This is a genomic window from Bradyrhizobium huanghuaihaiense (genome assembly GCF_025200885.1).
Classification (GTDB): Bacteria; Pseudomonadota; Alphaproteobacteria; order Rhizobiales; family Xanthobacteraceae; genus Bradyrhizobium; species Bradyrhizobium huanghuaihaiense.
This window is the reverse complement of record NZ_CP104172.1, coordinates 699,672-716,698: the sequence shown is the minus strand read 5'-3', so window position 1 is coordinate 716,698 and position 17,027 is coordinate 699,672. Positions and strand designations below refer to the sequence as shown.

The 17,027-nt window shown below is 64.7% G+C and carries 17 protein-coding genes; 8 read left to right on the top strand and 9 right to left on the bottom strand.

Features of this window, described 5'->3' with window-relative positions; translation table 11 throughout:
* Positions 1 to 147: 147 nt before the first annotated feature.
* Positions 148 to 921, bottom strand: coding sequence for a ferredoxin--NADP reductase (locus N2603_RS03365; protein ID WP_026312162.1), 774 nt, complete (start codon positions 919 to 921; stop codon positions 148 to 150).
* Between N2603_RS03365 and N2603_RS03360 the strand changes: the two genes are divergently transcribed.
* A complete protein-coding gene (locus N2603_RS03360; RefSeq protein WP_156528319.1) occupies positions 920 to 1,072 on the top strand; it encodes a hypothetical protein in 153 nt (50 codons plus the stop codon). The two genes, N2603_RS03365 and N2603_RS03360, sit on opposite strands and share 2 nt — an antisense overlap.
* A 248-nt stretch (positions 1,073 to 1,320) precedes the next feature.
* Positions 1,321 to 2,121 carry an ATP-grasp domain-containing protein gene (locus tag N2603_RS03355; RefSeq protein ID WP_260424442.1) on the top strand — a complete coding sequence of 267 codons (801 nt, stop codon included), beginning with the start codon at positions 1,321 to 1,323 and terminating at the stop codon, positions 2,119 to 2,121.
* Positions 2,122 to 2,309: 188 nt separating this feature from the next.
* Here the strand turns inward: N2603_RS03355 and N2603_RS03350 are convergent, their stop codons facing one another.
* Together N2603_RS03350 and N2603_RS03345 are read right to left on the bottom strand one after the other, a co-directional pair.
* Complete coding sequence (locus N2603_RS03350; RefSeq protein ID WP_260387687.1) at positions 2,310 to 3,230, bottom strand: amino acid ABC transporter substrate-binding protein; 921 nt, start codon at positions 3,228 to 3,230, stop codon at positions 2,310 to 2,312.
* Between the two features lie 12 nt (positions 3,231 to 3,242).
* Entirely contained in the window at positions 3,243 to 4,538 is a 1,296-nt protein-coding gene (locus N2603_RS03345; RefSeq protein WP_018644099.1) for a dicarboxylate/amino acid:cation symporter, read from the bottom strand.
* A 213-nt stretch (positions 4,539 to 4,751) separates the two neighbouring features.
* Here N2603_RS03345 and N2603_RS03340 point away from each other — a divergent pair, with 213 nt between their 5' ends.
* From N2603_RS03340 to N2603_RS03320, 5 genes are all read left to right on the top strand, one after another.
* Positions 4,752 to 5,759, top strand: coding sequence for an NADP-dependent oxidoreductase (locus N2603_RS03340; RefSeq protein ID WP_260387686.1), 1,008 nt, complete (start codon positions 4,752 to 4,754; stop codon positions 5,757 to 5,759).
* Between the two features lie 148 nt (positions 5,760 to 5,907).
* On the top strand, positions 5,908 to 6,732 hold the full coding sequence (locus N2603_RS03335) for a cysteine rich repeat-containing protein (protein WP_260387685.1): 825 nt from the start codon (positions 5,908 to 5,910) through the stop codon (positions 6,730 to 6,732).
* Positions 6,733 to 6,861: 129 nt separating this feature from the next.
* The gene (locus N2603_RS03330; RefSeq protein ID WP_008132706.1) at positions 6,862 to 7,077 is read left to right on the top strand and encodes a hypothetical protein; all 216 of its coding nucleotides are present in this window, start codon (positions 6,862 to 6,864) and stop codon (positions 7,075 to 7,077) included.
* A 189-nt stretch (positions 7,078 to 7,266) separates the two neighbouring features.
* Positions 7,267 to 8,433, top strand: coding sequence for an FAD-dependent monooxygenase (locus N2603_RS03325; protein WP_018644102.1), 1,167 nt, complete (start codon positions 7,267 to 7,269; stop codon positions 8,431 to 8,433).
* On the top strand, positions 8,430 to 10,043 hold the full coding sequence (locus tag N2603_RS03320; protein ID WP_260387683.1) for a benzoate-CoA ligase family protein: 1,614 nt from the start codon (positions 8,430 to 8,432) through the stop codon (positions 10,041 to 10,043). The genes N2603_RS03325 and N2603_RS03320 overlap by 4 nt, the downstream gene beginning before the upstream one ends.
* Before the next feature lie 193 nt (positions 10,044 to 10,236).
* Here N2603_RS03320 and N2603_RS03315 read toward each other — a convergent pair whose 3' ends face one another.
* Together N2603_RS03315 and maiA are read right to left on the bottom strand one after the other, a co-directional pair.
* Complete coding sequence (locus N2603_RS03315) at positions 10,237 to 10,749, bottom strand: MarR family winged helix-turn-helix transcriptional regulator (protein WP_260387682.1); 513 nt, start codon at positions 10,747 to 10,749, stop codon at positions 10,237 to 10,239.
* Positions 10,739 to 11,371: a maleylacetoacetate isomerase gene (gene maiA, locus N2603_RS03310; RefSeq protein ID WP_260387681.1), complete on the bottom strand. Its 633-nt coding sequence runs from the start codon at positions 11,369 to 11,371 to the stop codon at positions 10,739 to 10,741. Before maiA ends, N2603_RS03315 begins: the two co-directional genes overlap by 11 nt.
* Before the next feature lie 180 nt (positions 11,372 to 11,551).
* On the opposite strand from maiA, the gene gtdA reads away from it, so the two are divergent.
* Positions 11,552 to 12,592, top strand: a complete 1,041-nt coding sequence (gene gtdA, locus N2603_RS03305) for a gentisate 1,2-dioxygenase (RefSeq protein ID WP_260387680.1) — start codon at positions 11,552 to 11,554, stop codon at positions 12,590 to 12,592.
* Between the two features lie 242 nt (positions 12,593 to 12,834).
* Here the strand turns inward: gtdA and N2603_RS03300 are convergent, their stop codons facing one another.
* From N2603_RS03300 to N2603_RS03285, 4 genes are all read right to left on the bottom strand, one after another.
* Entirely contained in the window at positions 12,835 to 13,659 is an 825-nt protein-coding gene (locus tag N2603_RS03300) for an ABC transporter permease (RefSeq protein ID WP_260387679.1), read from the bottom strand.
* Positions 13,652 to 14,425 (bottom strand): ABC transporter ATP-binding protein, encoded by a 774-nt coding sequence (locus N2603_RS03295; RefSeq protein WP_260387678.1) that lies wholly within the window; start codon positions 14,423 to 14,425, stop codon positions 13,652 to 13,654. Before N2603_RS03295 ends, N2603_RS03300 begins: the two co-directional genes overlap by 8 nt.
* Positions 14,426 to 14,582: 157 nt before the next feature.
* On the bottom strand, positions 14,583 to 15,587 hold the full coding sequence (locus N2603_RS03290) for an ABC transporter substrate-binding protein (RefSeq protein WP_260387677.1): 1,005 nt from the start codon (positions 15,585 to 15,587) through the stop codon (positions 14,583 to 14,585).
* A gap of 33 nt (positions 15,588 to 15,620) precedes the next feature.
* Positions 15,621 to 16,988, bottom strand: a complete 1,368-nt coding sequence (locus N2603_RS03285; RefSeq protein ID WP_260387676.1) for an FAD-dependent oxidoreductase — start codon at positions 16,986 to 16,988, stop codon at positions 15,621 to 15,623.
* Between the last annotated feature and the right edge of the window lie 39 nt (positions 16,989 to 17,027).

Sequence of the window (17,027 nt, the reverse complement as noted above, 5' to 3'; positions counted from 1 at the left end):
GAGAGAGCTGTCACTCCGAGTCGTCGCATAACCACGGCCTGTGGTTATGGGTCCCGGATCGGCGCGCGCCTTGGGCGCGCTTGTCCGGGACGACGGCGGAGTTCAAAGGCTGGCAGCCCGGCACGACACCGGGGTGACGAGCGCCGCTTAGCGCTCGACGAAGGCCTTCTCGATCACGAAATGGCCAGGCTTGTTGCCGCTGCCTTCGATGAAGTCACGGCTTTCGAACATCACCTTGAGCTCTTCCAGCATCGCCGGGCTGCCGCACATCATGATGCGGTCGGTCGCGATGTCGAGCGGCGACTGCCCGATGTCGTTGAAGATCTGCTCGGAGTTGATGAGGTCGGTGATGCGGCCGCGGTTCTTGAAGGGCTCGCGGGTCACGGTCGGATAGTAGATCAGCTTGTCCGCGAGCAGCTCGCCGAACAGCTCGTCCTCGCGCAGGGTCGCGACCAGCTTCTCGCCATAGGCGAGCTCGGAGACCTGGCGGCAGCCATGCACCAGCACGATGGACTCGAACTGGTCGTAGACCTCGGGGTCCTTGATCAGGCTGGCGAAGGGCGCAAGGCCGGTGCCGGTCGAGAGCAGCATCAGCCGCTTGCCGGGGATGAGGTTATCGGTGATCAGCGTGCCGGTCGCCTTGCGGCCGACCAGGATGGTGTCGCCTTCCTTGATCTTCTGGAGACGCGAGGTAAGCGGGCCGTCCTGCACCTTGATCGAGAAGAACTCGAGCTCTTCCTCGTGGTTGGCGCTCGCCATGCTGTAGGCGCGCAGCAGCGGGCGGCCGTCGACCTCGAGGCCGATCATGGCGAACTGGCCGTTCTGGAACCGGAAGCCGGTATCGCGCGTGGCGCGGAAGCTGAACAGCGTGTCGGTCCAGTGCTGGACGGAAAGAACCTTCTCTCGGTAAAACGCGCTCATGATTTTCGATATTCCGAATATTTGCGGTTTTAGGGCAAAAGCGTTGCCCGGCCCTGAAATCGGGGCGGTCACCATTGCCATGGCGGAGGATTTCGCATGTGTGATCTACGCCATTGAGACCAATAATCAACCTCGTTTCGGATGCAATTGATGCCGATCAAACCGGCATTTGCGGCAGAACTGGCCGCATCATTAATGAATCTGCTGCCGGGCGCGCGAAGTGGGTAATTTCTTTCCCCTTCGAGGCTTGATTGCAGCACTTAATTTCCGGCGCGCTCGCGAGAATTTCATTAAGAATAGCTCTGATTTTCACCCGGCATGGCGCCGTTTCCCGCATTTTTGCGGCTTTTGGCGCCAGGAATGACTGACAAGAACGACCGACACAAGCGACTGAGGCAGATGGCGGGCAGCGAGCGGGTCTTCGTCCAGGCGATCAGGCGCTATTGCGCCCGCCACGGCATCGCGGTCGATGTCCGCGCCGGCGGCTGGCTGATCGCGATGCACCTCGGCGAGACGCGCCGCTTCGCCTTCGGCTACGACATCGGCCTCAACAGCGCGATCGCGCATCGCCTCGCCAACGACAAATCGGCGACTGCCGAGGCGCTGACGCTGGCGCAAGTGCCGTGCATTCCGCATCAGCTCTTCCTCAACCCGAGGCTGGGCGTTCACGTCGCCGGCCCGGGCTGGCATCAAGCGATTCTGGCGCTGCTCGCGCAGAATCCGCAAGGCATCGTGGTGAAGCCGAACGAGGGTACGTCGGGCCGCGCGGTGTTCAAGGTGACGACGGAGGCGGAGCTCGACCACGCGGTTCGCGAAGTCTTTTCGATGAGCACGGGGCTCGTGATCTCGCCCTATGTTGCGATCGAGGAAGAGGTCCGCGTGGTGCTGCTCGATGACGTCCCCTTCGTCGTCTACAGCAAGCACCGTGGCTCGGATTGGCGGCACAATCTCGATGCCGGCGCAAAGCCGGTGCTGCTGGCGGACGGCGAGGTCAGCGCGGCTTGCGTGAAGCTCGCGATCGATGCCGCGCGCGCCATCGGCATCGTCTTCGCGTCCATCGACGTGGTCCGCGTTGACGGTGCCTGGCGCGTACTCGAGATCAACTCCGGCGTGATGATGGAAGCGCTGGCGAAGCTGCATCCGGAGCTGGTGCAGGCGGCGTATGACGCGGCGCTGGACCGGGTGTTTGGGAAGAGATAGCAGCCACAACGCAAGTGCCCACCCTCCCCTGGAGGGGGAGGGTCGGCTCGCAACGCGTCAGCGATGCGAGACGGGGTGGGGTGAAGGTCTCTCCACCGAAGCGGTGCCCGTGCGGAGAGATCACCCCACCCCGCTCGCGCTTCGCGCGATCGACCCTCCCCCTCCAGGGGAGGGTAAGAAAGAAGCCGCTAATTATTCGCGCTGGCGGAATCGTCCATGGCCTTGAAGGCTTCTTCCAGTTGCAATGAGATCGGCACGTTGAGCCGCTCGCCGGTCGGCAGCCGCGACACGAACCATTTGTTGTAGAGCGGGACGAGGTCGCGGTTGGAGCCGAGCTTGCGGAAGGCGCGCTCGACCACGGCGGAGAGCTGCGGCTCACCTTTCTTGAACATGATGCCGTAGGGATCGTAGGACAGATAATCGCCGGTGACGCGGAACTTGTCCTGCGCCTTGTGGCGCGCGATCAGGCCGAACAGCAGGATGTCGTCGGTCGCGAACGCATCGGCCTTGCCGTCGACGAGGATCTGATACGACTGCTCGTGGTCCGGCGAGGTGACGATGTTGAGGCCGAGCGAGAACTTCTTGTCGGCCGCCTGGATCGCCTGCTCGTTGGTGGTGCCTTTCGTCACCACGATGGACTTGCCCTTCAGATCGGTCAGCGACTGGACATTCGACGCTTTCGGCACCATCAGCTTGGTGCCGGCGACGAACATCAGCGGCGAGAAGGCAACGCGCTTGCCACGCTCGGCATTGGCCGTGGTCGAGCCGCATTCCAGGTCGATCTTGTTCTGGAGCACGGCGTCGATGCGGTCGTCCGAGGTGACCTTGACGTAATCGATCCTGAGATTGGGATCGTCGACCTCGACGCCGATCTCCTCGACGATGGCCTCGCACAGCTCGAGGCTGTAGCCGATCGGACGACCCGACTGGTCGAGGAAGGAGAACGGCGGCGAGCTCTCGCGATAGCCCAGTCGCACGGTATGCGCCTTCTTGATCGCCGACAGCGTCGGGCTAAGCCCTTCGCTGCCGCCGGTCTGCGCCGAGGCCCCGGTTGCCAGCAGACACGCTGCCAGCAACAGGCTGCACGATATCGCCAATGAGCGGCGCATGATGCACCTCCGTCAATGACCGGCCATCGCGGGCAATTCGCCAGGCACCATGTCCGGCGTCGCCACCTCGCCCGGTCCGAGCTCGTGCTCGGGCCCGAGTTCGCCTTCCCATTTCGCGACCACGGCGGTCGCGAGCGAGTTGCCGATCACGTTGGTGGCGCTGCGCCCCATGTCGAGGAAGGTGTCGATGCCCATGATCATCAAGAGGCCCGCCTCGGGGATGCCGAACTGCGCCAGCGTCGAGGCGATCACGACGAGCGAAGCGCGCGGCACGCCGGCGACGCCCTTGGAGGTGATCATCAGGGTCGCGAGCATCGCCAGCTGCGTCGCGAGCGACATCTCGATGTGGTAGGTCTGCGCGATGAAGATGCTGGCGAAGGTGCAGTACATCATCGTGCCGTCGAGATTGAAGGAGTAGCCGAGCGGCAGCACGAAGCTCGAGATCCGCGACGAGGCGCCGAACTTGGTCAGTCCTTCCAGCGTCTTCGGATAGGCCGCTTCCGAGCTCGCGGTCGAGAACGCGATCATCAGCGGCTCGCGGATCAGCCTCAGGAGATGGCTGTAGCGCGGCCCGATCACGAGGAAGCCGACGATCATCAGGATGACCCACAGGATCGCAAGCGCGAGATAGAAACCGCCCATGAAGACGACGAGCTTCCAGAGCACGCCGAGGCCGTTCTTGGCGACGGTGGCGGTGATGGCGGCCCACACCGCGAGCGGCGCGAACAGCATCACATAGCTCGTCACCTTGAGCATGATGTGAGCGACGTCGTCGATCATCGCCAGGATCGGCTTCGACCGCTCGGGCATCGAGCCCATGGCCACCGAGAAGAACACGGCGAAGATCACGATCTGGAGGATCTCGTTCTGCGCCATCGCATCCGCGATCGAGGTCGGGATCAGATGGGTCAGGAATTTCTCGATCGAGAAGGCCGAGACCGGCAGGCCGGTCGATTGGCCTGCCTGCGGCAGCGTGCCGGGGAAGTTCGCGCCGGGCTGAAGCAGATTGACCATGACGAGGCCGAGCAGCAGCGAGACGAAGGAGGCGCTGACGAACCAGCCCATGGTCTTGGCGAAGATGCGCCCGAGCCGCGAACCGCTTCCCATATGGGCGATGCCGCCGACTAGAGTCGCGAACACTAACGGCGCGATGATCATCTTGATCAGGCGCAGGAACATCATGGCGATCAGGTTGATGGAGGAGGCCCACTCGGCGCGCGTATCGGGCAGGAAGTTGAAGATCGCCGCCCCCATGACGATGCCCAGCACCATCGCGGCCAGAATGTATTGCGTAAACCTGTTCGACATTGAACGACCCCCACTAACACCGGCCGCTTCATGATGTCGCAGATATGACGATGACGCAACACGCTTGGCGAGCGATCGCGTTGGCCGGATGTTCCCGTTGTGAAACGAGCCTGCGCGATCTAGCCTTCATGCAGCGCACAACAAATGCGGCTTGCACGTTTTCTTTGCGGCCGCTGCACCAATAATCGTCAAACAAAAGAAGAGGGAAACGCCATGAGCGGCAACACCAATCGCCAGATTCTGCTGGTGGAAAAGCCCAGCGGCAAGCTCGGTCCTGAACATTTCAAGATGATCGACGGCGCGATGCCGGAGCCGAAGGACGGCGAGGCTTTGCTGCGCGTGCGATACATCTCGCTCGACGCAGCCAACCGCGCCTGGATGCACGGCGCGACCTATCGTTCGGCCGTCGAGGCCAACAGCGTGATGGCCGGCGGCGCCATCGCCGAAGTCGTCAGCTCAAAGGCGCCAGGGCTTGCGCCCGGTGACATCGTGTTCGGCGACACCGGCTGGCAGGAGTTTGCCGCGGTGCCGGCGAAGCATCTGACCAAGATGCCGAAGCTCGAGCCGATGACGCATCTGCTCAGCGTGTTCGGCATCGCCGGCCTCACCGCCTATTTCGGCCTGCTGGAGGTCGGCAAGCCCAAGGAGGGCGAGACGGTCGTGGTCTCGGCAGCCGCAGGATCGGTCGGCTCGATCGTCGGACAGATCGCCAAGATCAAGGGCTGCCGCGTCATCGGCATCGCCGGCGGCGCCGACAAGTGCCGCTGGCTGACCTCCGAGCTCGGTTTCGATGCCGCCGTCGATTACAAGGACGGCGCGGTGTTCAAGGCGTTGCGCGCGGCTGCGCCCAAAGGCATCGACGTCTATTTCGACAATGTCGGCGGCGACATTCTGGAAGCCTGCCTGCCGCAAATGAACAATTACGGCCGCATCGCCTGCTGCGGTGCGATCTCGCAATATGACGGCGCGCCCGCCGCGCATGGCCCGCGCGGCGTTCCCGGGCTGATCGTGGTGAAGCGGCTCGTGATGCAGGGCTTCATCGTGATGGACTACATGAAGGACAGCCAGCGCGCGCTCGCCGATCTCCAGTCCTGGGTGAAATCCGGCAAGCTCAAAGTGCAGGAGGACATCATCGACGGCCTCGAGAACACGCCGAAAGCGTTGATCGGTTTGCTCGCAGGCGAGAACCGCGGCAAGCGCATGGTGAAATTAGCGACGTAGTTACGTCGCAATTGCGCTGACATTATCTACTTGCGGTAGAGGCCAAAGCGGCCAAAGATGCCGCGCGCGAGGCATCACTCGCGACGATTGCGCTTGCATACTTTTTTGAAAATTGTCGGCATGACCGACTTGGCAGGAATTCACTCAGATGTTCAACACGTTGAAACATGCCTCAACGCGCACCGCGTTGCTTGCCGCAACTCTCTTCGCAACTGCAACAGGCGCATTCGCGCAGGCACCGACGGAGGCCCAGAAGAGCGCGATCCGCTCCGCATGCCGCTCGGACTTCATGGCGCATTGCGCGAGCGTGACGCCCGGCGGCGTCGAAGCGTATCAGTGCCTCGCCAAGAACATGTCCAGCCTGTCGTCGGGTTGCCAGGCCGCGGTTCGCGCGGTCGAGCCGGCGGCCGGGCCGAAGACGGAAGCGGCGCCCGCTAAATCCGAGCCTGCCAAATCCGAGCCTGCCAAGACGGAAGCCGCACCCGCCGCCGAGCCCGCGGCCAAACCGGCAGCGGCAGCCGCCCCGAAGGCGGCAGCGCCAAAGCAGCCGAGCAGCGCGCAGGTTTCCGCGATCAAGAGCGCCTGCCGCGGCGACTATCCCAAGGTCTGCGCCGGCGTGCCGCCGGGCGGCGCGCCCGCGCTCGAATGTCTGGAGAAGAACAAGGCGAAGGTGTCGGCGGGCTGCGCCAAGGCGGTGAATGCGGCTATGGGCGGCGGTGCGGCGGCGGCCGCACCTGCTGCTGGTGCTGCGCCGGCGGCAGCGCCTGCCGCGGCACCGGCCGTCATCGTGCTGCGCCCATTGCGGCCGCGCGAAGAACTGTTCATCGTCCGGTCCGCCTGCGGCGCCGACATCCGCTCGCTTTGCGCCGGCGTCGCGCCCGGCGGCGGTCGCATCATCCAGTGCATCTCCAGCAACGCCGCCTCGCTGTCGCCCGCGTGCAAGGACGTGCTTGCGCCGTTCGCGGCACGATAAGGCAGGCAGGTGCTGCGCCAAGGCGCGTGGCCATGACGAAGCGTCGCGCGAATGAATTTTCGCGCGGCTGCGACGACAACCTTTTGCAAATATCCGATTTCAAACATGACAAGACCGGGAGAAAGAGACATGCGTTCGTTGCTGCTGATCGCTTCCGCGCTCCTCGCCTTTGGGGCAACCATGACGTTCGAGGCCACCGACGCCAACGCGGTGGTGTGCGCCCGCGGCGTCTATCGCGCCGGTTGCGCCGGGCCGAACGCGGCCGTCGTCGTCCGCAAGCCGGTTCCGGTGGTCCGCTGCACCAGGGTGCTGGTGAACGGCGTCTACGTGAAGCGCTGCGTCTGACCCCTGGGTGGCCAACCCGGCCCGGTTTGGCTATGTTTCGTGCCTGAGGATTTTGGACACGCGCAAAACGTGGGTCCGAAAGCGAGCTTCGGCGTGCCGGCCTTGCCGATAATTCCGCTGGCGCCGGACGTCGGAGCACATTAGTCTACCCCTAGATAGTAAGTATACTGTCAATTAGGGAGGCAGACGTTGCGGATCGCCGTGATTGGCGGGGGGCCCGGCGGGCTCTACTTCGCCTATCTCTGGAAGAAGCGTCACCCCGACGATCAAGTCGACCTGTTCGAACAGAACCCGGCCGACGCGACCTGGGGCTTTGGCGTCGTGTTCTCCGACCAGGCCCTGGAGTTCCTGCGTGCCGACGACCCCGAGACGGTCGACGCGATCGCGCCGCACATGGAGAGCTGGGAGAACATCACGCTGAACCTGCAAGGCGACAGCGTCGCCATCGACGGGGTCGGCTTCTCGTCGATCGGGCGGCTCGAGCTTTTGAGGTTCCTGCAGCAGCGCGCGCTCGATGCCGGCGTCACCCCGCGCTTCGACACGCCGATTCACGCGATCGACCAGCTCAATGGTCATGATCTGATCGTCGCCGCCGATGGGCTGAACTCGCTGGTGCGCCGCGCCTATGAGGGCGATTTCGGCACCTCGCTGTCCTATTCCTCCAACAAGTTCGTCTGGTACGGAACGTCAAAGCGCTTCGACACGCTGTCGCAGACCTTCGTGAAGACTGACCGCGGCACCTTCAACGCGCACCACTACCGCTATTCGCCGACCATGAGCACCTTCCTGGTCGAATGCGACCACGCCACCTGGCAGGCCTATGGCTTCGCCTACAAGGACGTCGAGCAGTCCAAGGGCGTCTGCGAGGAGGTGTTTGCCGACACGCTCGGCGGCCATTGCCTCGTCTCCAACAAATCGGTGTGGCGCAATTTCCCCTGGGTCTGGAACGAGCACTGGTCGTTCAAGAACATGGTGCTGCTCGGCGACGCGCTGCACTCGGCGCATTTCTCGATCGGCTCGGGCACGCGGCTCGCGATCGAGGACGCGATCGCGCTGGTCAAGGCGTTGGAATCCGATGCACATCTGACCACCGCGCTGCAGCGCTACCAGGCCGAGCGCAAGCCGGTGGTGCAGAAGCTCGTCAACGCGGCCCGCACCAGCGCCTTCTGGTACGAGCACTTCGCCCAGCACATGCAGCTTGACCTGATGGATTTCGCCTACAGCTACATCACCCGCTCCGGGCGCATCGACGATGCACGCCTGCGCCACATGTCGCCGGCCTTCATGGCGCGTTACGAGGCCGCCAAGAATGGCGCAGGCGACGGCGGGGATGCGGCTGGCGAGGTTACGGCATGAGCAACGAGATTCGCGACCAGGTGCCCGCCGACAGCGAGGGCGCGCGCGAGATCGGCTTTGCCGTTCCGCAAGTCTATAACGCCAGCCGCGTGCTGTTCGACAATCTGGCCCAGGGCCGTGGCGACAAGCTCGCGCTGATCGGACCGGCGGGGACGCGCACTTATGCCGAGCTCGGCGCGGAGGCCTGCCGCTGGGGCAACGGCTTTGCTTCGCTCGGCCTGAAGCGCGGCGACCGCGTGCTGCTGTTCCTCGACGATACGCCGGCCTATCCTGCCGCCTTCTTCGGCGCGGTCCGCGCTGGCTTCGTGCCGCTGCTGATCAACACGCTGACGCCGCCGGACCTGCTGCAATTCTATCTCGCCGATTCCGGCGCTGCCGTTGCAGTGGCGGACGCCGAGTTCTGCGCACGCTTCAATGCGGAGGCGTGCCAGGAGACGAAGCTGAAGACGCTGATCGTCGTCAATGGCGAGGTCGGCGAGCATGCTGCGCCTGCGGCGGTCGCGGCGGCGAGCTGGCTCGCACAATTCCCGACCGAGCTCGCCGAAGCCGCGACCGATCGCAACGAGATGGCGTTCTGGATGTATTCCTCGGGCTCGACGGGCCGGCCCAAGGGCATCGTGCATCTCCAGCACGACATGGCCTACAGCGAAGTCGCCTTTGCGCGGAATGTGCTGAAGCTGACGCCCGATGACATCTGCTTCTCGGTGCCAAAGATCTTCTTCGCCTACGGTTTTGGCAATTCCGTCACCTTCCCGTTCTCGGCGGGAGCGGCGACGCTGCTGCTGCCGGGCCAGCCGAAGCCGGCGGCGATCTTCGCGGCGATCGAGCAGTACAGGCCGACCGTCTTCTTCGGCCTGCCGACGCTCTATACCTCGCTGACCAAGGCCGAGGGCGCGGAGAAGACGAATTTCTCGTCGCTGCGGATGGCGCTCTCCGCCGCCGAAGTGCTCTCGGCAGAGGTCTTCAACGGCTGGAAGACGCTCACGGGCCTCGAGATCGTCGAAGGCCTCGGCTCGACCGAGGTGCTGCACATCTATCTCTCCAACCGCCCCGAGCAGAAGAAGCTCGGCGCCGCGGGCCTGCGCGTCCCCGGCTACGAGGTCGCGCTGCGCGACAAGGACGGACGCGACGTCGGCGACAACGAGGAAGGGATTCTGTGGGTGCGCGGCGATTCCAACACGCCGCTGTACTGGAACCGGCCGGACAAATCCGCCGAGACCATTCGCGAGGGCGGCTGGATCTACACCGGCGACCGCTTCGTGCGCGATGCCGACGGCTTCCACTTCTTCCGCGGCCGCGCCGACGATCTCATCAAGATCTCCGGCCAGTGGGTCTATCCGCTCGAGGTCGAGCTCTGCCTCGCCGACCACCCCGACATCCGCGAATGCGCGGTGTTCGCGGCCGAGCTGCCGGACCGGCGCATGACGCTGAAGGCCGTGGTGGTGATGAACAACCGCGCGGCCGATCAGGTCGAAGCGACGCGGAAGCTGCAGGATTACGTGAAGGGCAAGCTGCTGCCCTACAAATATCCGCGCGAGGTGATTTTCATCGACGAGCTGCCGAAGACGGGCACGGGAAAGATCGATCGGCAGGCGTTGTTGCGGATGTGAGGCCGACGGCGCGACCACGCATTCAGTGTCGTCCCGGCGAAGGCCGGGACCCATACCCACCGAATTTGGTTTGGCGAAGACAGGCAATGACCATCTCGCGCTGCCACCGCTGCTGCGGCGTATGGGTCCCGGCCTTCGCCGGGACGACGGCGGTGGATTAAGGCGCGAGCGGAGACCCGCTCACTCACATCCCTCACCCGCCCTTCCCCAGATGCTCCAGCGCGTCCTCGGCCCGCAGCGGCACGCGCGAGGCTTCGTTGTTGAGGTCGACGAGTTGCACCAGCAGCCCCATCAGGGCCTTGCGATCGGCGGGCTTGAGCGGCTCCAGCATGCGCGCCTGGGCGCGCTCGACGGCGGGGATGATCTCGCGCAGGATCGCTGCACCCGACTTGGTCAGATAGAGCAGCTTGATCCGCTTGTCCTCGGGCGCCGGCTTGCGCTCGATATAGTCCTTGGCCTGAAGACGCTCGATCACGCTGCCGAGGGTGGAGCGGTCGAAGGCGATCACGGCCGAGAGCCGCGTCGCGTCGATGCCGGGATGGGTGTGGATCGCGATCAGCGCGGCATATTGCACCGGCGTGAGGTCGAACGCCTTGCACTCCTCCATGAAGATCGAGACAGCGATCTGCTGCATGCGCCGGAACAGATAGCCCGGTGCGTCATAGACCGCGTCGATCGTGATCGGAGCGGAAGGCTTACTCGGCATCGGGCTGCTTCTCCGGCGCGGCACTGGCGAAGGCCGGCAGCGCCTTCGCGGCGGCCTCCGCCTTGAGCAGGCGCGGATAGGCCGAGACATCGACGCCGAAGCGGCGGGCGTTGGCAAGCTGCGGCACCAGGCAGAGGTCGGCGAGCGTCGGCGCATTGCCGAAGCAGAACGGCCCCGCTTCGCCCACGATCAGGGTCTCGCAGGCCGACAGGCCCTCGCGGTTGACCCAGGCGGCCCAGTCCTGGACCTTCTCCTCGGCGAGGCCAAGCTCGCGCAGTCGCGCCAGCACCTTCAAATTCTGCACCGGATGGGTATCGCAGGCGATCGCCAGCGCGAATGCGCGCACCTTGGCGCGGCGCAGCGGATCCTTCGGCAGCAGCGGCGGATTGGGGTGCGTTTCGTCCAGCCATTCGATGATGGCGACCGATTGGGTCAGCACTGCGCCCGCATCGTTCTCCAGCGCCGGCACCAGGCCCTGCGGATTGATGGCAAGATAAGCGGGCGCGCATTGCTCGCCCTTGCGCAAATGATGCGGCAGATGCTCGGCGCCGAGGCCCTTGAGGTTCAGCGCGATCCGCACCCGATAGGCGGCGCTGGAGCGGAAATAGCCGTGCAGCTTCATCGAGACCCTCCCTCCGATTTTGTCATTCCGGGACGATGCGCCAGCTCGAACCCGGAATCTCGAGGTTCCAGGTTGTCGCTTCGCGTGCCCCGGAACGACACCTTGTACGTCGTCGGCCACATTGACGCTACCCAGATCGTCAGTATACTGTCAATCAACAATACGAACGGGAGCGCCACCATGGAAGCCGTGACCAAGACGCCGGAACGCGAGGCGTTTTACAAGAAGATCGACGGCGAAAATCTCACCGCGCTGTGGACGGTGATGAGCGATTTGATCACACCGGAGCCGAAAAGCGCCTGCCGGCCGCACCTCTGGAAGTTCGAAATCATCCGCGATTACATGACGGAGGCCGGCAAGCTGATCACCGCCAAGGAAGCCGAGCGGCGCGTGCTGGTGCTGGAGAACCCGGGCCTGCGCGGCCAGTCCAAGATCACCACCTCGCTCTATGCCGGCGTGCAGATGGTGGTGCCCGGCGACGTCGCGCCCGCACACCGCCACAGCCAGTCGGCGCTGCGCTTCGTGCTCGAAGGCAAGGGCGCCCACACCGCGGTCGACGGCGAGCGCACCGCAATGGAGCCCGGCGATTTCATCATCACACCGTCGATGACCTGGCACGATCATTCCAACGAGACCGATCAGCCGATGTTCTGGCTCGACGGCCTCGACATTCCCTTGGTGCAGTTCTTCGACTGCTCCTTCGCGGAAGGATCGAAGGAGGACCAGCAGAAAATTACAAAACCCGCCGGCGACAGCTTTGCCCGCTATGGCCACAATCTGCTGCCGGTCGACGTGAAGCGGAGCTCGAAGACTTCGCCGATCTTCAGCTATCCCTATGCCTACACCCGCGAGGCGCTGGAGAAGGCCAGGACGAGCCAGGAGTGGGACGCCTGCCACGGGCTGAAGCTGAAGTTCAGCAACCCCGAGACCGGCGATTTCGCGATGCCGACCATCGGCACCTTCATCCAGCTGCTGCCGAAGGGTTTTAACACCGCGCGTTATCGGTCTACGGACGCAACGGTGTTCTGCCCGATCGAAGGCCGCGGCCGCAGCCGGATCGGCGATGCGGTGTTCGAATGGGGGCCGCGCGATCTGTTCGTGGTACCGAGCTGGCACTGGGTCACGCACGAGGCGGATGAGGATGCCGTGCTGTTCAGCTTCTCGGATCGCCCGGTGCAGCAGAAGCTGGATCTGTTTCGGGAAGATCGCGGGAACGCGTGATGGTCGCACTGCCAACCACATCGTCATTGCGAGCGCAGCGAAGCAATCCAGAATCTTTCCGCGGCGACAGTCTGGATTGCTTCGTCGCAAGAGCTCCTCGCAATGACGGGCTTGGCTACCTCCAGTGCAACAGTCTCGTAGGGTGGGCAAAGGCGCAACGCGCCGTGCCCACGTCCTCGCGACTCATGGAAAATGGTGGGCACGCTTGCGCTTTGCCCACCCTACGGCAGCGGTGAATGCAGCTACCGCCAGTGCAACAGCCGCGTCTCCAGCCAGCCGATCACCTTGCCTACCGCGAGGCCGAACACCGACAGGATGACCACGCCCGCAAGCAGCTGATCGGTCTGCATCAGATTGCCGGCCTGCAGCACGAAGGCGCCGATGCCGTATTGCGCGCCGATCATCTCGGCGCTGACGACGAGCAGCAGCGCGACGGATGCGGTGATGCGGAAGCCGGCGAGGATCGCGGGCAGCGCGCCCGGCCAGATCACCTTGCGGACGATGGTGGCGAAGGGAACGTTGAAGCTCTGCGCCATGCGGATGAGGTTGCGCGGCACCGCATCGACGCCGCTGTAGACCGAGATCGCGGTCGAGAAGAACACCCCTAACGCAATCGTCGCGATCTTCGGCTCTTCGCCGATGCCGAGCCACAGGATCAAGAGCGGCAGCAGCGCGATCTTCGGGATCGGGAACAGCGCCGAGATGAAGGTGATGCCGACGCTGCGCGCCAGCCGCGACAGGCCGATGGCGAAGCCGACGGCGACGCCGGCGGCCGTTCCCAGCACCCAGCCGACACCGATACGCAGGAGCGAAGCGGACAGGTGCTGCCACAGCGCGCCCGAGATCGCGAGCTGGTAGATCGCGCGCGCGATCGCTGATGGCGTCGGCAGGAACAGCGCATTGACGAGGCCGGCGCTGCCGGCGGCCTGCCAGATCGCGATGACGAGGGCGAGCGCGATCCAGCCGCCGAAGCGGCTCGAGGCGGGCACGAAGCCTGCGCCGCGGAAGCGGACGCGGCGCGTTGCTCCGTCCTTCGGGGCCACATCGCTCGCTGCGCGGTCAAGCATGCTGAACCTCGCGCTCGGCATCGATCGCCTCGTTGCGGATCAGCGACCAGATCTGGTTCTGCAGCGCGAGCAGCTTTTCCCGCGCCGCTGCTTCGCCGCGCGCCGCGCGCGTCAGCGGCACGGTGACGACCTCGCGAATGCGGCCGGGCCGCCGCGACAGCACCACGATGCGGTCGGCGAGCCGCGCGGCCTCTTCGAGATTGTGGGTGACGTAGACCGCGCCCATGCCGCCATCGGCGAGCAGGCGGACGAAATCCTCCATCAGGAGCTCGCGCGTCTGCGAGTCCAGCGCCGAGAGCGGCTCGTCCATCAGCAGGATCGCAGGTCTCACCGCCAGCGCACGCGAGATGCCGACGCGCTGGCGCATGCCGCCGGACAGCTGCTTTGGATAGGTCTGGCGAAAATCGGTCAGGCCCGTGCGGCGCAGGGCGTCCTCGACCAGCGCGCGTCGCCCAGCGGCCGAGAGCTGGGTGTGCAGCAGCGGGAATTCGACATTCTCCTCGACCGTCGCCCAGGGCAGCAGCGCAAAATCCTGGAACACGAAGGTCAGCGGATTGAGACTGTCCGCCGGCGGCGCCCCGCGCAGCTCGGGCGCCCCCGAGGTCGGCTGCAAGAGGCCGCCGAGGATCGACAGCAGCGTGCTCTTGCCGCAGCCGGAGGGCCCCACGATCGCGACCACCTCGCCGGCACCGACGGTGAAGGAAACGTCGTCGAGCACGGCGAGATCGCCGAAGCGATGGGTGATGTGGCTGGCGATCAGGTCCATGTCACGACCTATACCGTGATCCGTCACCCTGAGGTGCCGGAGCGAAGCGGAGGCCTCGAAGGGCGACGGCCCCGCTACATCCGGGCCGTGCATCCTTCGAGGCTCGCTTCGCTCGCGCCTCAGGATGACGGGGAGAGAGGGTGGCTCGGAACATCGATCAATCCGCCTTCACATAATCCTTGGCGATGATCGCATCGGCGTCAAATCCCTTGTCGGCAAAACCCTGCTCCTGCAGCCATTTGATCTGGTTGTCGACGTTCTTGACGTCGAGCTTGCCGTCGGGATCGATATAGGCGCAATTGCCGACGACCTGCTCGACCGGCAGGTTGGTGTATTTTGCGATGATCTCCAGCAGCGGCTTTGTCTGCTCGTTGATCGGGGCGACGCCGTCTTTCATCGCGGCGAGGATGACGTCGTGGTATTCGCGGTCGGCTTTCGCGAGCACGCCGAGGAATTTCGTCACCAGCGCCTTGTTGGTCAGCGTTTTCGGCGAGGCGAACACCGCACCCAGCTGCCACGGCGTCTCGTCGCCGACCCAGCCCAGAAACTTCGCCCCGCCCTCGTCCATCAGTTTTCGCGCGGTGGAGATGGGCAGTAACGCCGCATCGACGGTCTCGCCCTTCAGCGCCGCGGCCGCGTTCGACAGCGATTGCAGCGGCACGATCTTCACGTCCGCAAGCTTGAAGCCGTATTTGTCGGCGAGCAGGCCGAGCGAATAGTGAAAGCTCGATCCGACCTGCGTCATCGCCACGCGCTTGCCGGCGAGATCCTTCGGCGTCTTCAGGCCGGCCGCATAGGCGTTGTTGCTGGCGAAATAGCCGATCAGGGGATAGCCTGCTTTCTCGCGGCTCATGCCGCCGATCACCTTCAGCGTACCCTTGCCGGCGAGATTGTAGAGGCCCGCGGTGAAGGCGGTGACGCCGAAATCGACGTCGCCCGAGGTGGTCGCGACCGCGATCGGCTGCGCCGCATCGAAGAACTTCAGCTCGACGTCGAGACCAGCCTCGCGGAAATAGCCCTTGTCCTGCGCGATGAAGACGGGCGCGGATGACGACAGGCGGAGCACGCCGACCTTGGCCTTCAGCGCGTCCTCGGCCCGCGCCGTGCCCATCGCCATGATCGCCATCAGGCCGGCAGCTGCGAGCCTTGCAATTCCGATCATCCCGTTTCCTCCGTCGTCTTCTTTGGCAGCCCGTCACAGACCTTCCGGCACGGGCTGATCCCGCCCGATGAAGGCGCCCTGTTGTTTCAACGTTTCCTGCAATTTTTCAATGGGGATTTCGCGTGGAATCCGGTTTCCGGAGAGCGCCAAGGCGGCGGCGGAACCTGCCGCCTCGCCCATCACGAAACAGGCACCGGAGACCCGCGCCGCCGACTGGCCCTCATGGGTCATCGAGGCGCAACGGCCGGCAACCAGCAGATTGTCGACGCCCTCGGGCACCAGCATCCGGTAGGGCAGCTCGTTGTAGCCCCGCGATTCCGGGATCGGCGGGAAGGTGAAGACGACATCGCCGGGAACATGGGCCTCGATCGGCCAGCCATTGACCCCGATCGAGTCCTCGAACGAGGCGCAGCCGAGCACGTCCTCGCCGCTGAGCTGATAACCGCCGTTGATGCGGCGGGTCTCGCGGATGCCGAGCTGCGGCGGCAGGTCGACGATGTAGGACTTTTCGAAGCCGGGCACGGTGCTACGCAGAAACTCGTACGCGGCAAGCGCCTGCTTGCGGCCCTCGATCTCGCCGCGGGTGAGATCGTCGGGCTCGACGCCGTTGATGGCGTGGCCGTCCTCGCGCGCCACTTGCGTAAAGTTGACCCGCCATTCGATGCCGGACTTTTGCGGCCGTACGATCGCGCTCTTGCGCGGAAATGTGTGGGTGCCGGCGGCAAGGGCCTTTTCCATCAATTGCGGAATGGTGCGCCAGGCCTCGCCCGCCTTCTCGGGATCGATGCCGTTGAGACGGAGCATCATCGATGGATAGAGCGGATGACCGTGCTCGTCGCCGATCTCGAACGGCGCGCCAGCCCAGACCGCAAGATCGCCGTCGCCGGAGCAATCGATGAAGATCTCAGCACGCACCGCCTGCCTGCCGGCCTTGGTTTCGACCAGCAGCGCGTCGATGCGGCGGTCATCGCCCATCACCACGCCGGCGCCGAGGGCATGGAAGAGGATGTGCACCTTGTGGCTTGCGAGCAGCTGATCGGCCGCGATCTTGTAGGCCGCGGTGTCGTAGGCCTGGGCAAACACCTTGCCCAGGATCAGATGCGGCGTGTTGAGGCCATTGAGCAGATCGATGCGCGCCAGCAGCTCGGACGCCATGCCCTGCACCAGCCGGTGCGCCTTGCCGTAGACATTGCCATGCAGGCCGCAGAAGTTGGTGACGCCGGCAGCAGTTCCCATGCCGCCGAGAAAACCGTAACGCTCGATCAGCAGCGTCTTGCGCCCTGCGCGCGCGGCTGACGCTGCCGCCACGATGCCGGCCGGCCCGCCGCCGAGCACCACGACTTCATATTCGCCGTAGAGCGGCACTTTGCGCGCTGGTTCTTCGATCGTCGTGGCCCGCATGGCACGTCCCTTCCCAAAATTCCTTGCTTGCGGGCGACT

Bases quoted from the DNA above. Each gene is read 5' to 3' on its own strand.
- N2603_RS03345 (WP_018644099.1), bottom strand. From the start codon at position 4,538: ATGTCGAACAGGTTTACGCAATACATTCTGGCCGCGATGGTGCTGGGC.
- N2603_RS03285 (WP_260387676.1), bottom strand. From the start codon at position 16,988: ATGCGGGCCACGACGATCGAAGAACCAGCGCGCAAAGTGCCGCTCTAC.
- N2603_RS03315 (WP_260387682.1), bottom strand. From the start codon at position 10,749: ATGCCGAGTAAGCCTTCCGCTCCGATCACGATCGACGCGGTCTATGAC.
- gtdA (WP_260387680.1), top strand. From the start codon at position 11,552: ATGGAAGCCGTGACCAAGACGCCGGAACGCGAGGCGTTTTACAAGAAG.
- N2603_RS03320 (WP_260387683.1), top strand. From the start codon at position 8,430: ATGAGCAACGAGATTCGCGACCAGGTGCCCGCCGACAGCGAGGGCGCG.
- N2603_RS03360 (WP_156528319.1), top strand. From the start codon at position 920: ATGATTTTCGATATTCCGAATATTTGCGGTTTTAGGGCAAAAGCGTTG.
- N2603_RS03330 (WP_008132706.1), top strand. From the start codon at position 6,862: ATGCGTTCGTTGCTGCTGATCGCTTCCGCGCTCCTCGCCTTTGGGGCA.
- N2603_RS03340 (WP_260387686.1), top strand. From the start codon at position 4,752: ATGAGCGGCAACACCAATCGCCAGATTCTGCTGGTGGAAAAGCCCAGC.
- N2603_RS03335 (WP_260387685.1), top strand. From the start codon at position 5,908: ATGTTCAACACGTTGAAACATGCCTCAACGCGCACCGCGTTGCTTGCC.
- N2603_RS03300 (WP_260387679.1), bottom strand. From the start codon at position 13,659: ATGCTTGACCGCGCAGCGAGCGATGTGGCCCCGAAGGACGGAGCAACG.
- N2603_RS03365 (WP_026312162.1), bottom strand. From the start codon at position 921: ATGAGCGCGTTTTACCGAGAGAAGGTTCTTTCCGTCCAGCACTGGACC.
- N2603_RS03290 (WP_260387677.1), bottom strand. From the start codon at position 15,587: ATGATCGGAATTGCAAGGCTCGCAGCTGCCGGCCTGATGGCGATCATG.
- N2603_RS03355 (WP_260424442.1), top strand. From the start codon at position 1,321: ATGGCGGGCAGCGAGCGGGTCTTCGTCCAGGCGATCAGGCGCTATTGC.
- maiA (WP_260387681.1), bottom strand. From the start codon at position 11,371: ATGAAGCTGCACGGCTATTTCCGCTCCAGCGCCGCCTATCGGGTGCGG.
- N2603_RS03295 (WP_260387678.1), bottom strand. From the start codon at position 14,425: ATGGACCTGATCGCCAGCCACATCACCCATCGCTTCGGCGATCTCGCC.
- N2603_RS03350 (WP_260387687.1), bottom strand. From the start codon at position 3,230: ATGCGCCGCTCATTGGCGATATCGTGCAGCCTGTTGCTGGCAGCGTGT.